The sequence below is a fragment of the Cellulosimicrobium sp. Marseille-Q8652 genome (genome assembly GCF_965112045.1).
The window spans coordinates 242,990-262,277 of record NZ_CBCOPS010000001.1; the positions used below are offsets into that span (position 1 = coordinate 242,990).

12 protein-coding genes and 1 pseudogene are annotated in these 19,288 nt (G+C 76.5%); 5 read left to right on the forward strand and 8 right to left on the reverse strand.

Features of this window, described 5'->3' with window-relative positions:
• Positions 1-132: 132 nt before the first annotated feature.
• Positions 133-747, forward strand: a complete 615-nt coding sequence (locus tag ACWPWV_RS01075; RefSeq protein ID WP_454041156.1) for a PPA1309 family protein — start codon at positions 133-135, stop codon at positions 745-747.
• 6 nt (positions 748-753) lie between these two features.
• Here ACWPWV_RS01075 and ACWPWV_RS01080 read toward each other — a convergent pair whose 3' ends face one another.
• Both ACWPWV_RS01080 and ACWPWV_RS01085 read right to left on the reverse strand, forming a co-directional pair.
• Positions 754-1,860, reverse strand: a complete 1,107-nt coding sequence (locus ACWPWV_RS01080) for a YlbL family protein (RefSeq protein ID WP_454041157.1) — start codon at positions 1,858-1,860, stop codon at positions 754-756.
• A 54-nt stretch (positions 1,861-1,914) separates the two neighbouring features.
• Positions 1,915-3,003 (reverse strand): nucleoside-diphosphate sugar epimerase, encoded by a 1,089-nt coding sequence (locus tag ACWPWV_RS01085; protein ID WP_454041158.1) that lies wholly within the window; start codon positions 3,001-3,003, stop codon positions 1,915-1,917.
• A gap of 69 nt (positions 3,004-3,072) precedes the next feature.
• On the opposite strand from ACWPWV_RS01085, the gene ACWPWV_RS01090 reads away from it, so the two are divergent.
• On the forward strand, positions 3,073-4,590 hold the full coding sequence (locus ACWPWV_RS01090) for a zinc-dependent metalloprotease (RefSeq protein ID WP_454041159.1): 1,518 nt from the start codon (positions 3,073-3,075) through the stop codon (positions 4,588-4,590).
• Positions 4,591-4,599: 9 nt separating this feature from the next.
• Here ACWPWV_RS01090 and ACWPWV_RS01095 read toward each other — a convergent pair whose 3' ends face one another.
• On the reverse strand, positions 4,600-5,175 hold the full coding sequence (locus tag ACWPWV_RS01095; RefSeq protein WP_454041160.1) for a M48 metallopeptidase family protein: 576 nt from the start codon (positions 5,173-5,175) through the stop codon (positions 4,600-4,602).
• Between the two features lie 308 nt (positions 5,176-5,483).
• On the opposite strand from ACWPWV_RS01095, the gene ACWPWV_RS01100 reads away from it, so the two are divergent.
• Positions 5,484-6,551, forward strand: a complete 1,068-nt coding sequence (locus ACWPWV_RS01100) for a ThiF family adenylyltransferase (RefSeq protein ID WP_454041161.1) — start codon at positions 5,484-5,486, stop codon at positions 6,549-6,551.
• Here ACWPWV_RS01100 and ACWPWV_RS01105 read toward each other — a convergent pair.
• On the reverse strand, positions 6,531-6,950 hold the full coding sequence (locus ACWPWV_RS01105; protein ID WP_435738902.1) for a WhiB family transcriptional regulator: 420 nt from the start codon (positions 6,948-6,950) through the stop codon (positions 6,531-6,533). The two genes, ACWPWV_RS01100 and ACWPWV_RS01105, sit on opposite strands and share 21 nt — an antisense overlap.
• Positions 6,951-7,469: 519 nt before the next feature.
• Positions 7,470-9,582, reverse strand: a pseudogene (locus ACWPWV_RS01110) (ATP-dependent helicase).
• 173 nt (positions 9,583-9,755) lie between these two features.
• Between ACWPWV_RS01110 and ACWPWV_RS01115 the strand changes: the two are divergent.
• Positions 9,756-10,022: a mycoredoxin gene (locus ACWPWV_RS01115; protein WP_454041162.1), complete on the forward strand. Its 267-nt coding sequence runs from the start codon at positions 9,756-9,758 to the stop codon at positions 10,020-10,022.
• Positions 10,023-10,097: 75 nt separating this feature from the next.
• Here ACWPWV_RS01115 and ACWPWV_RS01120 read toward each other — a convergent pair whose 3' ends face one another.
• A complete protein-coding gene (locus ACWPWV_RS01120; RefSeq protein WP_454041163.1) occupies positions 10,098-11,213 on the reverse strand; it encodes an NAD(+) diphosphatase in 1,116 nt (371 codons plus the stop codon).
• Positions 11,214-11,348: 135 nt separating this feature from the next.
• Here ACWPWV_RS01120 and ACWPWV_RS01125 point away from each other — a divergent pair, with 135 nt between their 5' ends.
• On the forward strand, positions 11,349-12,272 hold the full coding sequence (locus tag ACWPWV_RS01125; protein ID WP_454041164.1) for a phosphotransferase: 924 nt from the start codon (positions 11,349-11,351) through the stop codon (positions 12,270-12,272).
• A gap of 75 nt (positions 12,273-12,347) precedes the next feature.
• Here the strand turns inward: ACWPWV_RS01125 and ACWPWV_RS01130 are convergent, their stop codons facing one another.
• Both ACWPWV_RS01130 and ACWPWV_RS01135 read right to left on the reverse strand, forming a co-directional pair.
• Complete coding sequence (locus ACWPWV_RS01130; protein ID WP_454041165.1) at positions 12,348-15,911, reverse strand: UvrD-helicase domain-containing protein; 3,564 nt, start codon at positions 15,909-15,911, stop codon at positions 12,348-12,350.
• Complete coding sequence (locus tag ACWPWV_RS01135) at positions 15,908-19,267, reverse strand: ATP-dependent helicase (protein ID WP_454041166.1); 3,360 nt, start codon at positions 19,265-19,267, stop codon at positions 15,908-15,910. Before ACWPWV_RS01135 ends, ACWPWV_RS01130 begins: the two co-directional genes overlap by 4 nt.
• Positions 19,268-19,288: the final 21 nt, after the last annotated feature.

A 19,288-nucleotide genomic window follows, 5' to 3' on the forward strand; every position in this document is an offset into this window, starting at 1 on the left:
GGGTATACCTCTTTGCGTCGTGACTCGGACGTGCGGCGGGCGGTCGGCTGGGACGCGCCCACCGGGGTCAACGCCCGCACCTCCCTCAAGGTTCCCCGTCGCGTGGCGACGTCGCTCTGCGACGATGGAGCCATGCCCCGCGCCGACGACACCCCTCCCACCGGCAGCCCGACCGGCACCCCCGCCGCGACCCCCACCGGCCCCGCCCTGCCCGCGGCCCAGCGCTCGCTCGCGCTGGCCGTGCACGAGGTCGAGACCCACGCGGCGGACGACGGGTGGGACGCCCCGCCCCGCCTGCTCGCGCTGGTCAGCACCGCTCGCGCGCTCGCGGACGACCCGTCCCTGGCGCAGCGGCTCCCCGCGGACGTCGTCCGGGCCGCGACGACGGACCCGCACCACCTGCTCTCGGTCGAGCAGGAGGGATTCGCCGTCGACGGCGACCTGGAGGAGGCCCTGGCGCGCGTCGCGTGGCCGCCGTCGGTCGACGGCACGGCGCTGGTGGTCGAACGGGTCGTGCTCCCGCCCTCGGCCGAGGAGGGCGTCCCGGAGGACCCCGACGCCGCCCTCGACTACCTCGCGAGCCACCCGGACCGCCAGGACGTCCGCCTCGCGGTCGGCGTGCTCCGCGACGGCCCCGCCTGGTGCGCGGTGCGGTCCCGCGCGCACGACACCGCCGCGGACGTCGCGTCCGGACCGGACCTCGTGCCCGGGCTCGTCACCGCGCTGCGCGCGACGCTCGAGGACTGAGGCGGCTCAGCCCCGCGCCTCGCACGTCGGGAGCGTGTCGCCCTCCCCCGCGCCGATCGCCGTCATCGCCTCGCGCGCGTCGGCGAGCGTCGACACCGCCACGACGTCCAGCCCCTCCGGGACGTTCCCGACGACCTCGGGGCAGTTGGCCTGCGGCGCGAGGAACCACGTCGAGCCGTCGCGCAGCGCGCCGTAGAGCTTCTGCTGGATGCCCCCGATCGGCCCGACGTCCCCCTCGACGCTCATCGTCCCCGTCCCGGCGATCGACACCCCGTTCGCCTCGTCCTCCGGGGTGAGCTGGTCGACGATCCCCAGCGCGAACATCGTGCCGGCGCTCGGTCCGCCGATGTCGTCGATCTGGATCGTCACGTCCACCGGGAAGTCGAACGCCGGGTCGATGAACACGCCGAGCAGGGCCGTGTCGCCGCCGTCGCTCGTCGTGACCGTCAGGTCCGTCTCCGCGCCGTCGCGCACGACGCCGAGCGTCACGTCGTCCCCCGGCGTGACGGCCGCGAGACCGTCGATGAGGTCCTGGTACGTCGGCACGGGTGCGCCGTCCAGCGAGACGATGACGTCGCCGGGCTCCACGACGCCGTCGGCCCCGGTCCCGGGGCTCGTGCCCTGCACCGTGAGGGTGGCGGGCACGTCGTAGCCGAGCTCGGTGAGTGCGGCGACGGTCGCGTTCTCCTGCGAGGAGATCATCTCCGCCTGCCCCTGCTCCTCCGTCTCCTCCTTGGTGCGGTCGGGCGGGAACACCTCCTCCACGGGCCGCACCGAGCGCGACCCGTCGAACCAGCCCTGCACGACCTGCGCGAGGGTCACCGGGTAGCCGGGCCCACCCGCCACGGAGACGGTCGTCAGGCGCAGCTCGCCCGTGGAGTCGAACGTCTCCGCGCCCGTGACCGAGATGAGCGGCGTGCCGCCCTGCTCTCCGAGGGTGTCCTCCGTCGGGCCGGGCGAGCGCACGGCGTACGGCGCGGGCAGCACGGCGAGACCCGCGACGAGGAGAGTCGTCGCGAGCAGCGAGATGCCGAACGTCAGGGACCTGCGGGTCACGGGGGGCGGGACGTCGTCCTCGGTGAGGAGGTCGTCGAAGGAGGGCGTGTCGCTCACCGGGACATCATCCCCGAGGATCCTGGGATCTCCCCGTAAGCCCCTTGAGAGCGGTCAGCGTCGCGAGCGGGCCTGCCGCCACACCGCCGCGGTCCCCAGGACCGCGACGGCGGCCCCCGCCGCGCCGAGCGCCGCGGCGTCTCGCCCGCCGAGCCGCCGCCCGCCCACTCCGAGACGGCCTCGCACCTGGTCGAGCAGCACCTCGAGCGCCGCCGCGCTCGACCACTCGGGCGTCCACCCGGCGGCGTGCAGACGAGCCCCCGAGACGGTCCACGGGTAGACGACGAACGCGAGGTCGCTCGCCGGCGACGGCAGGACACCGACGCGGTGCAGCCGCTCCGCGACCCCGAACGCCGTGGCCGGGGGGAGCTGGACCGTCCGCATCCCCGCGACCGTCGCCACCGTCTCCGCGTCGAGCTCGTCCGGACGGCCGTCGCGCAGGGCACCCGCCGTCAGCCCGCCCTCGAGCCGGGCGTCCAGGACGACACGCACCGCACGCACGAGGTCCTCCACGTGCAGGAGCTGCCACGTGCGGTCGCCCCCGCGCACGGTGAGGAGGCGCGGCGCCTCGAAGTGCCGCGTGAGGACCGTGTCGATCCCCGGGCCGACGACGACGGCGGGGCGGACGACGGCGAGCGGCACCGGACCTAGAGCCGTCCGCAGCGCGTCCTCGGCGGCCACGAGGTCGCCCGCGAAGCCGGCCGCCCCGGGGTCGGGAGCCTCGTCGTCCTCGACGACGGCGCGCCCCGGCACCGCGCCGTGCACGACGGCGGACGTCACCGCGACGACGTGCTCGACCCCGTGGGCTCGCGCGGTCTCACCGACCCACCCGGCCTCTGCGACGAGGCGCTCGCGGTCGCCGAGCACGGCCTCGCCGCGCGCGGCCGATGGCCCGAACTCCCCGGCCGGCAGCACCACCACGACGCGCCGCACGTGCGGCGGCCACCCGCGCTGCGCACCGTCCGCCCGCGGCGGCGCGTCCGCGGCACCGAGGCCGTCCCGCACCGCCCGGGCGACCTGCCCCTCACCGACGACGACGACATCGGCCTCAGGCGCTGGGTCGTGCTCGGCGGACGAGACCGTCGGCGCGCCCGCCGTGGCCGCCGGGGCGCTGCGCCGTGAGCGAACCCCGCCCTCGGACATGGGCCTGCCCCCGTTCTCGGCGCTCGATCGTGGTTACGGTGATTCCCGACGCTACCCCGAGGAGTCCTCATGAGCAGCCTGCCCCCCGACCGCACGCCCGGGCCCGACGACCCGGACGAGCCGGACAGCGGCTTCGAGGAGCTGCTCCGCTCGATGCTCGGCCCCGGCGCCGACGAGGCGCTGCGGGAGCTGCGTGCGCGCGGCTTCGACCCCGCCTCGCTCTCCGCCGGCGGCGCTGCCGCCGTGGACCCCCAGATGTTCCAGCACGTCCTCGCGCAGGTGCAGCGCCTGCTCTCGACGCCGACGGACGGGCCGGTGAACACGGACGTCTCGCACGACGTCGCGCGGCAGGTCGCCGTCGCCGAGGGCGATCCCTCGGTCACGGGCGCGCAGGAGCGCGAGGTGACCCAGGCGCTCTCGGTCGCCGAGCTGTGGCTCGACGCCGTGACCGACCTCCCCCCGGCCGGCGGCCGCAGCCACGCGTGGAGCCGCTCCGAGTGGGTCGAGCAGACGCTGCCCGCGTGGAACGCGCTCGTCGCGCCCGTGGCGGCGTCCGTCGCCGAGGCCCTCTCCACCGTGCTGCGCGACCAGCTGGGCGACCGGTTCGGGATCGAGGACGACGCGCCCCCGGCGATCGGGTTCCAGCTCCCCGGCCTGCCCGTGGGCGGGATCGGCAGCGACCCTGCAGCGCTCATGCAGCGCCTGGGCTCGGCGGTCTTCGGGATGCAGGTCGGTCAGGCCGCGGGCACGCTCTCGCGCGACGTCTTCGGCGCGACGGACGTCGGCCTCCCCCTGCTCGACCGGCCGGCGACCGTGCTGCTGCCCACGAACGTCACCGCGTTCTCCGAGGGGCTGGACGCGCCCGCCGAGGAGGTGCGGCTCTTCCTCGCGCTGCGCGAGGCCGCGCACGCACGGCTCTTCACGCACGTCTCCTGGCTGCGGGGCCACCTGCGGGGCCTGGTCGACGCCTACGCGCGCGGCATCACCATCGACCTCGATGCCCTCGAGTCGCAGCTCGAGGACGTCGACCTCACGGACACGGACGCGCTCCAACGCGCGCTGTCCGGGGGCGTGTTCGGGCTCCAGAACACCCCGGAGCAGCAGGCGACGCTCCTGCAGCTCGAGACGACGCTCGCGCTCGTCGAGGGCTGGGTCGACGAGGTCACGGCCACCGCGGCCCTCCCGCACCTGCCCCACGCCGTGCCCCTGCGCGAGATGCTGCGCCGACGCCGCGCCGCCGGCGGTCCGGCCGAGCACACCTTCTCGACGCTGGTGGGCCTCGAGCTGCGGCCGCGTCGCTCGCGCGACGCCGCGGCGCTCTGGGCGCTCATCGCCGCGCAGTCCGGCGCCCCGGCGCGCGACGGCGTGTGGGACCACCCGGACCTCCTGCCCGACGCGGCGGACCTCGACGACCCGGCCGGGTACGCCGGTCGTCGCGCCGCGGCACGCGTCGAGGAGGCCGACGTCGACAAGGCGCTCGAGGAGATCTTCCGCACGGCCGACGAGGAGCCTGCCGGGGAAGGTCACGAGGACGAGGGGCGCCCCGACGCACCGGGCGCGCCGCCCGCTGACGACGACCGCCCGTAGTCTGCCCGGCTATGCCACGGGGCCGCCGTCGGGACCGTCGACGGCAGCCCCGTCGGGCCCGTCGTCGACCTCGGCCGGCTCCCCGGAGTCGCGCGCGAACGAGACTCCCTCGAGGAATCCGCGGGCACGATCGGTCCGGGGGTAGCTCTCCAGGAGCTTCCAGAAGCCTGGTCCGTGCCCGGCGTGCAGCAGGTGCGCGAGCTCGTGGAGGATCACGTAGTCGAGCACCCATCCCGGCATCCCGCGGACGCGCGTGGAGATGCGGATCGAGCCGTCGATGAGGGTGCAGGAACCCCAGCGGCGATCCTGGTTGCCCGCCCAGCGCACGCTCGCGGGACGGGCGCGCCCGCCGAGGTACTTCGCCGAGAGCTCTGCCGCGCGGCGTCCGAGCTCGTCGTCCGAGGGCCGTCGTCGGCGTTCCGAGTCGGCGAGCCGGTCGAGCATGCGCTGCACCCACTCGCGCTCCTGCTCGCGCGTGAACCGGGCGGGGATCGCGACGATCGTCCGTTCACCGTCGCGGTACGCGCTCACGGTGCTCTTGCGCCGGCGGCTTCGCCGGACCTCCACGACCGTCTCTCGGACCACGCCAAGACCGTAGTGGTTCTCGCCATGAAATGGCAGGGCCCACGCCGTGGCGCTCGCCTGCTGGCGGGACACGGCCGGCCCACGCGTCGCGCTTCGGCCGGGTGGCGGTCAAGGGATCGCCAGCCGATCACGTGGCACAGGCAGGCGGTGCCTGCTCGCGCAGCCACCGGCGGGCACCGCCGACCATGGCTGTGGACAACGCGGGCGACCAGGTCGGGCCGTGCGACGCTGCTCGTCGTCCGGTGCGTCCGCGCGGGATCCGGCGACCAGGAGGACCTGTGCCGACACGTCAGAGGCTGCGCCCGGCCATGCCCGTGCTCCGCCGCGCGCCGGGCGAGCTGCAGTTCGGGACGGACCCGCGGTGGGCGGTCCGGTTCGTCGGTCTCGACGCCGCGGAGGAGTCGTGGATCCGAACCATGGCCGGCACGTCGGCCGCCCGCCCCGAGACGTCGGGTCTGCCGGCCGCGCGGCGCGAGGCGCTCCTGCGCCTGCTCGACGACGCCCGCCTCCTCGTGCGACCGCCGTCGCGGACCGCCGTGTCCCCGGCACCCGGAGGGGGCAAGGCGGAGACGGGCGTGCTCAGTGCGCTGCTCCCGGACGGGAACGCGCACCGCGTCCTCGCCGGACGAGCGCGGGCGGCGATCGCCGTCGTCGGGCTCGGCCGCATCGGGGCGACCCTCGCGACGACGCTCACGACGGCCGGGGTGGGGACCGTGACGCTGCACGACACCTCGCCCGTGCTCCTCACGGACGTCGGTCTCGGCGGGTACCGGTTGCGCGACGTCGGTGCTCGGCGCGACGCCGCGCTGGCCCGTCTGCTCGGGGAGATCTCCCCGGACGTCCGCACGCGGCCCGTGTCGGCGTCCGGTGTCGTGGGAGGAGGTGCTGCGCCGCCCGACCTCGTCGTCGTGATCGAGCACCGCGCGGCCGATCCGGGGCGGGTCCGTGAGCTCGTGGGCGACGGGGTCGCCCACCTCTCGGTGGTGGTGCGCGAGGCCGACGTGGTCGTCGGTCCGTTCGTGCGGCCGGGGCTCGACCCGTGCCTGCGGTGCGTCGACCTGCACCGGGCGGAGGTGGACCCGTGCTGGCCCCAGCTGGCTCAGCAGCTGCGCGACTCCGCAGGTCCCGACCACGAGGAGTCGGTCGTCGCGGCCGTCGCCGCCGCCGTCGCCGCGGGCCAGGTCCTGGCCTTCGTCGACGGGTCGTCGCCCCGCGCCGCCGCGGCATGCCTCGAGATCCGTGCTCCCGATGCGATGCCGCGGCTGCGCGAGACCTCCCGCCACCCGCGGTGCGGGTGCGGCGAGCTGGTGAGCGCGCCCCCGGACGGGGCGCCGCTCGTCCGGACGGCTCGCACGTCAGGCGGCGGCCGAGGCTGACGCCTCGGCCTCGAGGCGTGCTGCCTCCTCGGCCTGACGCGCGAGGACCTCCGCCTTGCTCGGACGACCGCGGCCACGCTTGCGCGCGACCACGACGCCGTCGACGAAGACCTCGCCGCCCCAGACGCCCCAGGGCTCGCGGCGCTCGACGGCACCGGCGAGGCACCCCTCGACGAGGGGGCACGTGCGGCACAGGGCCTTGGCCTCCTCGACCTCGGCAGCGCGCTCGGCGAACCAGAGCTCCGGGTCGTTGGTCCGGCAGGGCAGGAGTCCGGCCAGGAGACGGTCGAACTCGGCCGCGTCCTTCTCGCCCAGCGGTGTGGCCAGGGGTTGATGGGGTGCCCAGGGGCCGGATCCGCCCTGGGCAGTGATGTTGTCGAGCAGCGCGGTGAGCCGCACGATGTCCTCCAGTGATGTCCTGTCGTGGTGTGAACGTCGTCGTCACAGGACCCGAGGGACAGCGGTCCCCGTCAGTGAAGACGGGAAGCGCCGGTGATCCTCATCGGCCGTCGCGCTCTGGAGAACACGAAGGCCGCGGGTCCCAGAGGGACTCCGCGGCCTGGAAGGTGCCGGTCTGTCAGACCGGACGAGTCCTGGGAGCGGAGTCGGGAGCGGGGCGGTTGACGAAGGTGCCGCCGTGCGTGCGCGCACGCGGACGGAGTCCTCCTGGCGTCACCGCGCAACCGGCCACGGAATCCAGCAGGATCGTCGTTGCGATCTGGTTCTTCATCTCAGCTCCACCACCCTTCTTCACTCGGGGACGCGCCTCTCGGCACAGCCCGCTCCATCAGGACTCGACGAGCGTATGCCGCTCGACGAACGAGGCACAACTTATTTCCCAGAATTTCTCGGACGAGTTTTTTCCTGCCCTCGGCCGACCTCTCCCCGACCCCTCCGGCGAGCGTCCGGGCCCGAGGCTCAGGCCTCGGCGCGGGCGACGATCTCGAGGAGCGTCGCCCCGTACCGCTCGATCTTCGCGGGGCCGAGCCCGTTGATGCGCGCGAGCTCCGGCACGCTGCTCGGGCGGGTCTCCGCGATCGCGGCGAGCGTGGTGTCGACGAGGACGGTGAACGCCGGCTTGTCCGTCTCCTGCGCCACCTGCAAGCGCCACTCCCGCAGCCGGTCGAACAGCTCGCGGTCGTACTCGCCGGTGAGCTGGACACGAGGCTGACCGGACCGCGAGCGTCGTCCGCGGGGCGCCGCCGGGTCGTCTGGCCACAGTCCGTCGAGGAAGCGCGTACGACGGCGCGTGGCGCGGCCGCCGGGGTTGCGCGAGCGGGCGAACGACACCTCGAGGTGCTCGCGCGCACGGGTGATCCCCACGTACAGCAGCCGCCGCTCCTCCGCGACCGCCTCGTCGGTCTCCGCCAGCGAGATGGGCATGAGCCCCTCGCTCATCCCCGCGAGGAAGACGGCGTCCCACTCGAGCCCCTTGGCGGCGTGCAGGGACGCGAGGGTCACGCCCTCGACCGTCGGGGCGTGCTGTGCGGACGCGCGCTCGTCGAGCTCGGCGACGAAGGCCGCGACGGTCGGCGCCGGGGCGTCCGACGCGGCTGCCAGCCCGGCGACGTCGTCGGCGAGGGCGACGATCGCCTGCATCGACTCCCACCGCTCCCGCGCCGCCCCTCGTGCGGCGGGGGGCTGCGACGCCCACCCCGCGGAGACCAGGACGTCGCGGACGGCCTCGGGCATCGCGACCTCCGGGTCGGCGGAGCGCGCCGCGCCGCGCAGCAGCACGATCGCGTCCCGGACCTCCTTGCGCTGGAAGAACCGCTCGCCGCCGCGGACGAGGTAGCCGATGCCCGCGTCCGCGAGCGCCGCCTCGAACGCCTCCGACTGCGCGTTGGTCCGGTACAGGACGGCGACCTCGCTCGCCCGGGTCCCCGCGGCGAGCAGGCGTCCGACCCGCTCGGCGATGCCCTTGGCCTCGCTCTCGTCGTCGTCGTACGCCGTGTACGAGACCGGCGGGCCCGCGGGGCGTTGGGCGACGAAACCCAGGGCCTGGTGCGCCCCGCCCGCCCGCCCGGCGCGCGCGAGGAGCCTGGTTGGCGAGGTGCACGACCTGCGGCGTGGAGCGGTAGTCGCGCACGAGCCGGATGACCTGCGCCCCCGGGTGCGTGCGCGAGAAGGTCAGGAGGTGGTGCGGCGTCGCGCCGGTGAAGGAGTAGATCGTCTGCGACGGGTCGCCGACGACGCACAGCTCCTCCCGTCCGCCGAGCCACTGGTCCAGGACGAACTGCTGCAGGGGCGAGACGTCCTGGTACTCGTCGACGACGAAGTGGCGGTACTGACGCCGCACCTCGTCGGCGACGCGACCCTGCGTGGCGAGCATGTCGCCGAGCATGAGCAGCACGTCCTCGAAGTCGATGACGGAGCGCTCCGTCTTGACGTCCTCGTAGGCGGTGATGAGCCGGGCCACCGTCTGGTGGTCGTAGCCCGCGGGCGGGTCACGGTCGATCGCCTCGCTGGCGCGGACGTAGTCGTCGGCCGTCACGAGGGACACCTTGGCCCACTCGACCTCCGACGAGAGGTCGCGCACGGCGACCCGGTCGACCCCGACGCCCAGCCGTCGCGCCGCCTCCGCGATCACCGGGGCCTTGTGCTCGAGGATGCGCGGCGGAGCGCCCCCGACGACCTTCGGCCAGAAGTACCCCAGCTGACGCAGCGCGGCGGCGTGGAACGTGCGTGCCTGCACGCCCGTCGCGCCGAGCTCGCGCAGCCGGGTCCGCATCTCCCCCGCCGCGCGCGCCGTGAACGTCACGGCGAGCACCGACGTCGGCGTGTACGCCCCGGTGCGCACCCCGTACGCGATGCGGTGCGTGATCGCCCGGGTCTTGCCCGTGCCCGCGCCCGCCAGGACGCACACCGGACCGCTCAGGGCGAGCGCGACGTCCCGCTGGTCCGGGTCCAGCGCCTCGAGGATCGCGTCGGCCGATCGCAGGACCGGACGGGACGGGACCGCCGCGGACGGGACGGACGAGGGCGAGACCGTGGGACGAGAGACGGAGGACGGGACCGGTGGCGTGGACATCACGGCGATTCTCGCAGCCCTCGCCCACACGGGACACCCGCGGAGCCGTGGGACGGAACCGGCCGCCGGCGACCGGGAACAACGACGCATCGGCCGGACGTTGCCCTGGGGCACCCCGGCCGCGCCCGCGGCCGGACGCGCCGTCCTGCACGCCGACCCGAGGAGAGCCTCCGATGCCCACCGCCCCGACCACCCCCGACGCCGGCTCGATCGTCATGTACTCGACGAGCTGGTGCGGATACTGCCGCCGGCTCAAGACGCAGCTCGAGTCCGAGGGCATCGGGTACACCGAGGTGAACATCGAGGAGCACCCCGAGACCGCCGAGTACGTCGAGCAGGTCAACGACGGCAACCGCACGGTCCCCACCGTCGTGTTCCCGGACGGCACGGCCGCCACGAACCCGTCCCTCGCCGAGGTCAAGCAGCGCCTCGCCGCCTGACCCTCCCGCGGGCGCACCCGCGCAGGCGTCCTGCGGAACGCCGGAACGGACGCCTCGCGCGCCGTGCGCACGGACTCAGGCGCCGGGCAGCTCCGCCCCGAACCAGTCCTCGATGAGCGCGCGGGCGATCGACGCGCGCCCCGGCAGGAGCACCTCGCCGGAGCGCACGTCGCGCTCGAGCTCGGCCCGCGTGAACCACCGCGCGTCCGTGAGCTCGACGCCGTCGACCCGCAGCGCGGTCGTGGTGGCCGACGCGAAGAACCCGAGCATCAGCGACGCGGGGTACGGCCACGGCTGGCTCCCGCGGTAGGTCACCTCGCCGACCTCCACGCCCGCCTCCTCCCTGACCTCGCGACGGACCGCGTTCTCGAGCGACTCGCCGGGCTCGACGTAGCCGGCGAGCGTGGAGAACCGCCGCTCCGGCCAGTGCGCCGCGTGCCCGAGGAGCAGCCGCTCGGCACCGTCGGGCCCGACTCCACCATCCGTACCGGCGTCCGCCGCGCCGCCTCCGTCCGCCCCGGCACCTCGGCCCGGCCCGGTGCCCCGGTGCACGACCGCCATGATGACGGCGGGGTCGGTGCGCGGGTACAGCTCGGTGCCCTGCGCGACGCAACGGCGCGTCCACCCGGCGTTCTCGAGCGTCGTCGGCTCGCCGCAGCGAGGGCACCGCTCGTGCGCGGCGTGCCAGGCGGCGAGCGCGACGGCCTCCGTCGCGAGCGCGGCCTGCGTCGCGTCGAGCCGGGTCGTCAGCTCGCGCAGCCCCGACCAGGTGTGCGTGCGGGCGAGGACGGCGAGCGCGTCGGCGGGGTCGACGCCCTCGATGTCGACCTCCTCGGCGTCGGCGTCGTCGGGCAGGACGAGGGCGAGGTACGACGTCGCGCCGGTCGCCGCGGTCGCTCCGCTCTCCCCGACGCCGGTCGCCGGCTCGTCCTCGCCGAGGAACATCCAGCGCGGACGCTCGCCGCCGTGGGGTGCGGGCACGCCCGCGACCGCGGCGCCCGGCAGCAGCACGAGCGCACCGTCGGCGGCGGTGGCGAGCCGCCCGCGATGGACGAGGAGGACGCGCGTGGCCGGCTCCGCCAGGAGCTTTCCCACGAGACCGGCCTCGGAGCGCCGGTGGGCCGCGCGGTCGACCGGCGCCGCGTCGAGCGGCTGGGGCAGGGGGCGGTACGGCGGGTGGTCGATGCTCACTCCCCGACCGTAGGCCACCGCGGAGGCGGACCGCCGCCCGGGCGGTGTGCGAGGTCGCGGCGCGGGTGAAGGCGGCGTGGGTGCAGGCGGCGTGGGTGCCGGTCGGCGCGCACCGCGAGCGACTACCGTGGGCGCGTGCCTCGTTCACCGCTCACCCTCGCCGCCCTCGCGACGGCGGCCGTCCCTGGTCTGGACGCGCGGTCCGCGCGAGCCGTCGCCGACCCGGGCGACTACGACACGGCGGTGGTGACCGACGCGGACGGCGCCCGGTGGACGGTCCGTGCGCCGCGCAGCCTCCAGGCGGGTGCCGCGCTCGAGGCCGAGTCCGAGCTCCTCGCGTCGCTCCGCCACTACGTCACGTCGGGGGTGCTGTCGTTCACGGTCCCGCACATCAGCGGCACCGCCGTCCTGCCCGAGGGCGGGCGCGCCGTCGTGCATCCCGCCGTGGAGGGCGCTCCGCTCGACGTCGAGTCGCTGCGCCCCGGTCCGGGTCTCGCGGCGGACGTCGGCCGGGTCGTGGCGTCCGTCCACGAGCTGCCGCGCGCGATCGTCGACGACGCGGGGCTGCCGGGGTACGACGCCGAGGAGTACCGCCAGCGCCGCATGGCCGAGCTCGACGAGGCCGCCGCGACGGGCAAGGTCCCGCCGGCGCTCCTGCGACGCTGGGAGTCCGCCCTCGAGGACGTGTCGCTGTGGCGGTTCCAGCCCGTCGTCGTGCACGGCGACCTCGGTCCCGACCAGGTGCTCGTGGCGCGCGGTCGCGTGGCGGCGGTGACCGGATGGTCGGACGCACGCGTCGCGGACCCTGCGGACGACCTCGCGTGGCTGCTCGTCTCGGCACCGCCGGAGGCGATCGACTCGATCATGGAGGCGTACCAGCTGCGGCGCACGGAGCTGACGGACAAGCACCTCGCGGAGCGGGCACTGCTCGTGGGCGAGCTCGCGCTCGCCCGGTGGCTCCTGCACGGGGTGCGGCACGGGCTCGACGACGTGGTCGCGGACGCGCTCGACATGCTGGCCGACCTCGAGGACGCGACGCGCGAGGACGCCGCGGACTGACCCGGCGCCGCACCGCGGCCGCCTCCGGAGGGGCCGTGGTCGGTCGGCGCGCGGGGGTCGTGCGCGCCGGCGTCCTCACCCGCGCAGGAGCGCCTCGATCTGCTGCTCGTCGAGCAGCCGCTCGGGGCGCACCGTCTCGTCGGACCCGACGTGGTAGAACGCCGCGTGCACCTTGTCGAGCGGCAGCCCGGACCAGCGCGACCACGCCAGCCGGTACACCGCGAGCTGGACCTCGCGGTGCCGGCGCGCCTGCGGGTCCGACGGCGCCCGGCCCGTCTTCCAGTCGACCACCACGACGGCGTCCGTCGCGCCGCCGGCGAGCTCGGGCAGCTCCGGGAAGACCGCGTCGATGCGTGAGCGCAGGACGGTCGCGCCGACGGGCGTCTCGACGTCGACCTCGACCGCGAGCGGCGTGCGAGCGGCCCACGACGACGCGAGGAACGTGCGCTGGAGCGACTCGAGGTCCTGGTCGGGGTCGAGGTCGGTGTCGTCGGCGCCCGGCAGGTCCTCGACGTCGAGCAGCGACGCGCTCGTGAAGTACCGCTCGGCCCAGAGGTGGAACTGCGTTCCCCGCCGCGCGTGCACGGTCGGCTCGCTCGGCACGGGGCGGCGCAGGTGCAGCGCGAACTCGTCGCGATCGCTCGCGAGTCGCACGAGGGCCGACGCCGAGACGTGCGCGGGCAGCGCGACGTCGCGTCCGGCGCGGTCGGCCCGCTCGGCGAGGAGCACGCGCGCGAGCCCGACGAGGTCGCGACCGTCCTGGTCCACGAGCAGGCCCTCGGCGGCGGTGAGCGCCGCGGCGGGCGACGTGCGGGACGCGTCGTCCCCGGGCGCGCCGACCGGTGACGCGCCGCCGACCGTGCGGGGCACCGCGGAGCGCGCCCGCCGCCGGGACGCCTCCTCGACACGCTCGGCGGTGGCCCGCAGCACGGCTCGGGCGGAGCCGGGCGCGGCGTCGTCCGACGCCGGCCACGTGGCGGTGACCTCGACGCCCTCGAGCGGGTTCGTCGCGCCCGGCTCCGGGGCGACCGCCCACCCGTCCGCCGCGACGGCTCCCCCCTCGACGAGCTCGAGGAGGAACGGGGACAGCGCGCGCGGCGTCGAGCCGGTCTGCCACCAGGAGGCCGACAGGAAGAGCTCGCGCCGCGCGCGCGTCAGCGCGACGTAGGCCAGCCGGCGCTCCTCGGCGAGCTGGTGCTCGCCGGACGCCGCACGGAACTCGTCGCGGCGCGCGACGAGGTCCTTGGTGTCCGTCGCCAGGTCGTACCGGAACTGCGGGAGGTCGGCCGCGTCCCCGCGCAACGGGTACGGGAGCTGCGACACGTCCGTCAGCCAGCCGCTGTCCGCACGCGTGCCCGACGCCGACCGCGCGACGGTCGGGAACACCCCGTCGACCAGTCCCGGCACCGCCACGACGTCCCACTCGAGGCCCTTGGCGGCGTGCGCGGTGATGACCTGCACGGCGTCGGGGTCCGGCTCGCGCACGGGCAGGTCGAGGCCGTTCTCGCGCGACGCCGCCACGCCGAGCCACGCGAGGAACGCACCGAGGGTCGCCACGTCGGCCGTCTGGGCGAAGGTCGCCGCGACGTCGCGGAACGCGTCCAGGTGCTCCCGTGCCCGGTCGCTCACGGCGTCCGGGTCCGTGAGCCGTCGGGTGGCGAGGAGCGCCGCCGTCGTCGAGGCCTCGACGTCAAGGCCCAGCGCGCGCTCCGCCTCGACGACGAGCTCCGGCAGCGAGAGGTAGGTCAGCGACCGCAGCGAGCGCAGCGTCGCGGCGAGCGTGGTGAGCCGGGCGTGGGCGGCGTCACCGAGCACGCGTCCGTCGCCGGCGGCACGACCGGGTGCGGGGAGGTCGTCGAGCGCGTCGACGATCGAGCGGTGGTCGACGACGTCGCCCTCGACCACGGCCGGCGCGAGCCCGCCGTCCACGCCCTCGGCCGAGCCCGGCCCGTCCGGGACGTGCTCGGCCCGGTGCGTGCGCGCCCGTCGTGCCGGCCCGCCGTCCTGCCGGGCGAGGTCGGCGGCGCGCGAGCCGAGCGCGTGCAGGTCCGCCGCCCCGAGGTTGACGCGCGGCCCGGTGAGGAGACGGACGAGGGCGTCGCCGCGCGACGGGTCGTGGACCGCCTCGAGGAGCGTCACGACGTCCACGACCTCGGGGGTCGTCAGCAGGCCGCCGAGGCCGACGACCTCGACGGGCAGACCTCGGCGACGCAGCGCGACCTCGACGGTCGCGAACTGGCTGCGCTTGCGGCACAGCACCGCCGCCGTCACGCGGCCCCCCGGCGCGCCCGCGGGGCGCCACCGCGCGGCGACGAAGTCCGCGACGGCGGCGGCCTCCTCCTCCGCCGTCGCGGCGACGTGCGCGCTCACCGCACCGGCGCCCGCCCCGGGCCGCAGCGACAACGGCGGGACCGTCACGGCCGCGTCCGGCGCGCCCGCGCCCCCCGCCCGCAGCGGCGCCGAGATGACGTTCGCGGCGTCGAGCACCGCGGCGTCGTTGCGCCACGACGTCGAGAGGAAGCGCACGGCCGAGCGACCGCCGTCGGCGTGGCGGAACCGGTCGGGGAAGCGCGCGAGGCCCCCCGCGCTCGCGCCGCGCCAGCCGTAGATCGACTGGTGCGGGTCTCCGACCGCGGTCACCGCGTGCCCGCCGCCGAACAGGCCGGCGAGCAGCTCGACCTGCGCGTGCGACGTGTCCTGGTACTCGTCGAGCAGCACGACCCGGTACCGCGAGCGCTCCGTCGTGCCGACGACCGGCACCTCGCGCGCGAGCCGCGCCGCGAGCGCCACCTGGTCGCCGAAGTCCAGCGAGTCGGTGGCCCGCTTGCGGCGCCGGTACGCGGCGACGACGTCGAGGAGGCGCACGCGCTCGGCGACGTCGCCGACGAGCTTGACGACCTCCTTCGTGCGCGACTTCTGCCGCGGTCCGAGCGGGAGCCCGTCGAGCGTCTCGACGATCTGGGCGAGGCGGTCGCGCGCGTCGAGCGGTTCGAGCAGGTGCTCGCCCAGCGCGCCGGAGAGCCCGAGCACGGCCGCGACGACGGTGCTCACCGCACGGTCGGTGCCGAGGTCGTCGTCCCAGCTCTCGACGACCTCGGACGCGAGCTGCCACTGCTGCGCCTCGCCGAGGAGGCGCGCGCCGGGCTCGACCCCCACGCGCAGGCCGTGGTCCGCGACGAGGGACGCGGCGTACGCGTTGTACGTGGCGACGGTCGGCCGGTCGAGCAGCGTGAGCGCCGACGTCGCGCCGCCGCGCGCTCGCGCGAGCTGCGCGAGGCGCGTCTGGACGCGCTCGGCGAGCTCACCCGCGGCCTTGCGCGTGAACGTGAGGCCGAGCACGGCGTCGGGCGCGACGAGGTCGTTGGCGATGAGCCAGACGACACGGGCCGCCATGGTCTCCGTCTTGCCCGACCCGGCACCCGCGACGACGAGCGTCGGCTCGAGCGGCGCCTCGATGACCTCGACCTGCTCGGGCGTGGGGCGCGGGCGGCCCAGCAGGTCGGCGATCTCCGTGGCCGAGACGGCCGGGCGTGCGGGCGTCGTCCCGGCGCCCTGCGCGTCGTCCGGCCCCGCGGCCGTCCCCACGAGCCGGACGCGGGGTCGCGACGGCTCCGGGAGCTCGAACAGCTCGCTGCTCATGCCACCACCTTCCTGCCCTCGGGCTGCACCGGGCACGACCGGCGGACCGGGCACATCTCGCACAGGCCGTTCTGCCGGGCCGTGAAGGTCGCGGACGCCATCGCGTCCGCCGCGTCCTCGACGAGGTCGCGCGCCCAGCTCGAGCCGTCCGGCGCCGGGTCGAGCGCCGGCTGCGCGACGACCGCCGGACCGACGTGCGTGCTGCCCACGTAGACGAGCTGCGCGCCCGCGCTCCGCGTGCCCTCCGGGAGGTCGAGCCCGCCGGCCTCGACGGCGAGCTGGTACGCGCCGAGCTGCGGGTGCTCGGCGCCCTCGGCCTTCGTCGCGGTGCGCCGCCCGGTCTTGAGGTCGACGACGCGCACCTCTCCCTCGCCCGCGGCCTCGACGCGGTCGATGGTCCCGCGCAGGTGCGCCCTGCCGACCGTGACGTCGAACGACGGCTCGACGAGCAGCGGCTCGCCCGCCTCGGCGAGATAGGCCGCGAGCTTGACGACCATGCGGTCCGCACGTCGCCGCAGCTGCGTCGACGGCCAGCCCTCGGGCAGCGCGAGCTCGGGCCACCGGCGGTCGAGCTCGGCCCGGAGCTCGGCGAGCGAGCCCGAGGGCACCGTCTCGGCGATCGAGTGGACGAGCGTGCCGAGGTTCTGGTGCGCGGCGTCGGGGGCCGTCCCGCCGGCCGCCTCGAGCGTCCAGCGCAGGGCGCACGTCGTCACCGTCTCGACCTTGGAGGGCGACACGGTGACCGTCTCGTCGTCGGCGCGCAGCGGGGCCGTGCTCGACACCCCCGCCACGCCGTACCAGGTCTCGGGCCGCGCCTCCGGCACGCCGAGGGCGACGAGGTCGGCGAGGAGCGTCGCCGCCGCCCCGGCCTCGAGCGAGGTCGGGCTGCTCGCGGCGTCCGGCCCGGGAGCCGGACCCGACGCCGCCGCGTCCGCGACGAGGACGGCACGCGCGGCCGCGACCACGCCTCGGAGGTCGAGCGGCGCACCGACCTGCACGCGACGGCGCGACCCGGCGAGGGGGCCGCCCGGCGGGGGACCGTCCGGCGTGGGGCCGCCGGGCCCGGTGTCCCGGTCGTCGTCCCCGGGGCCCTCGGTCGGCCCGGACGGCGGCACGACCAGGTCGCAGAACACCGACGGCGCGTCCTCGCTGTCCTCGACCGCGGTGACGACGAGCCGCCGTGAGGCGCGCGACGTCGCGACGACGAACGCGCGCAGCTCGTCCGCGAGCACCTGCGCGCGCGCCTGGGGGCCGACCCCCCGTGCGTCGTCGGAGCGGCCCGCGAGCAGCTCGACGAGGGCCTGCGAGCCGAGAAGCGAGTCACGCAGCCGCAGGTCGGGCCACACCCCGTCCTGGACGCCCGCCACCACGACGACGTCCCACTCCCCACCGGCGGCGCCCGCCGGCGTGAGCGCCGCGACCGAGTCCGTCCCGCTCGCGCGCGCCGCGAGGGAGTCCGCGGGCAGGTCCTGGGACGCCAGGTACTCGACGAACGCCGCGACCGGCGCTCCCGGCATCCGGTCGACGAACGTCTCCGCCGCCCGGAAGAGCGCGAGGACCGCGTCGAGGTCGCGGTCCGCGCGTGCGCCGGCCGGCCCGCCGTCGAGAGCGGCGGACCGCCAGCGCTCCGCGAGGCCCGTCGCCGCCCACACGGCCCACAGCACCGTCTGCGCGCTCGCCCCCGCCTCGCCCGCCGCCGCCCGGCCGGCCGCGAGGGCTCGCGCGACGGCGACCGGACCACGACGGACGGTCGGCGGGAGGGTCGCGGCGCGCGCCGGGTCGTCCAGGACCTCGACGAGCAGGGCGTCGGACGTCCGGCCTCCTCCGCCCGCCAGCTCCTCGGCGCGCAGCGCGCGTCGCAGGCGGCGCAGCGAGACGACGTCGAGGCCACCGAGGGGCGACGTCAGCAGGAGCGACGCGGTCGCGGGGTCGAGGGCCGGCACCGCGTCGTCCGCAGGGGCGACGCACGCGCGCACCGCGGCGAGCAGGGGGGCGACCGCCGGCTCGTCCCGCAACGGCACGTCGGACCCCAGCAGCGTGACCGGGACCGACGCCGCCACGAGCTCGCGGCGCAGGGCGGCGAGCCGCCCGCCGGTCCGCGCGACGACCGCCATGCGGCCCCACGGCGTGCCGTGCAGGAGGTGCTCCGCGCGCAGCTCGCGCGCGACGAAGGCCGCCTCCTGCGCGGGACCCGAGAGGACGGCCACCTCGACCGCCTGCCCCGCGGCCGGCTCGGCGGGTCCGGGCGCGGGCCGCGGCTGCGCGCCGCGGTGCACCGCCCCCGAGAGGGTCCCGACCTGCGCCGCGACCCGGCGCGTCACGGCGCGCAGGGGGTCCGGCTGGCGCCAGGCCGTCCCGAGGACCGCGACGCGCGCGCCGAGCTCGCCGCGGGCGCCCGGTCCGCTGCGCAGCGGTGCCGACGCGCGCCCGACGAGCCCCGGGCTCGCGCCGCGGAAGCCCTGCACCGCGGAGTCCGGGTCGGCCAGCAGCACGAGCCGCGCGCCGTCGTCGTGCAGCACGTGCAGGAGCCGGGCGGTCGCGACCGTCGCCTCCTGGTAGTCGTCGACGACGACGAGGTCCCACCCCGGGCGCGGCGCGTCGGGCACCTCGGCGTCCCACGCGCGCAACGCCTCGGCCGCCTCGTCGACGACGACGGCCGGGTCGAGCCGCGCGCCGGCGTCCGGCGTCCCACCGCGCAATGCCGTGACGTCGAGGTACTCGGCGTAGAGCTGCGCCCCGAGCACCCACTCGGGGCGCTCGTGCCGGCGCCCGAGCTCGCGCAGGTCGGCGGGCGTGAGGCCACGCTCGGCGGCGCGCATGAGGAGGTCCCGCAGCTCCTGGCGCAGGCCGCGCAGACCGAGCACCTCCTCCGGCAAGCCGTCCGGCAGCTCGAGCGGCGCCCCCTCCCCCGCGACGTGCCCCTCGAGGAGCTCCGCGAGCACGAGGTCCTGCTCCGGTCCGGAGACGAGCGTCGGCGGCGGGTCGCCGAGCGCGGCAGCACGCTCGCGCAGGACCGCGAACGCGGCGGACGCCGCCGTCCGGACCATCGGCGCTCCCACGGTGCGCCGCGCCCGCTCGGACAGCCGGTCCCGCACGGACGCCGCGGCCCGCCGGGACGCCGCGAGCAGGAGCACGCGCTCGGGGGCGACGCCCTGCTCGAGCGCCGCGAGCACGATCTCCTGCGCGACGAGCGTCTTGCCGGTCCCCGGCGCGCCCACGACGAGCGTCGCCCCGGGTCCGGTCGCGGCCGCGACCGCCGCGAGCTGGGAGGGGTCGAGGGTCGCGCGAGCGGCCTCCGTGTCGTGGTCACGGGCGACGAGGCGGGGTCGGTGGGGCTGCGCGCTGGTCCGGAGCACGACGCGATCCCATCACGAGCC

Excerpts from the sequence above, each read along its gene's own strand:
- ACWPWV_RS01075 (WP_454041156.1), top strand. The coding sequence starts at position 133 with ATGCCCCGCGCCGACGACACCCCTCCCACCGGCAGCCCGACCGGCACC.
- ACWPWV_RS01085 (WP_454041158.1), bottom strand. The coding sequence starts at position 3,003 with ATGTCCGAGGGCGGGGTTCGCTCACGGCGCAGCGCCCCGGCGGCCACG.
- ACWPWV_RS01090 (WP_454041159.1), top strand. The coding sequence starts at position 3,073 with ATGAGCAGCCTGCCCCCCGACCGCACGCCCGGGCCCGACGACCCGGAC.
- ACWPWV_RS01100 (WP_454041161.1), top strand. The coding sequence starts at position 5,484 with ATGCCCGTGCTCCGCCGCGCGCCGGGCGAGCTGCAGTTCGGGACGGAC.
- ACWPWV_RS01115 (WP_454041162.1), top strand. The coding sequence starts at position 9,756 with ATGCCCACCGCCCCGACCACCCCCGACGCCGGCTCGATCGTCATGTAC.
- ACWPWV_RS01130 (WP_454041165.1), bottom strand. The coding sequence starts at position 15,911 with ATGAGCAGCGAGCTGTTCGAGCTCCCGGAGCCGTCGCGACCCCGCGTC.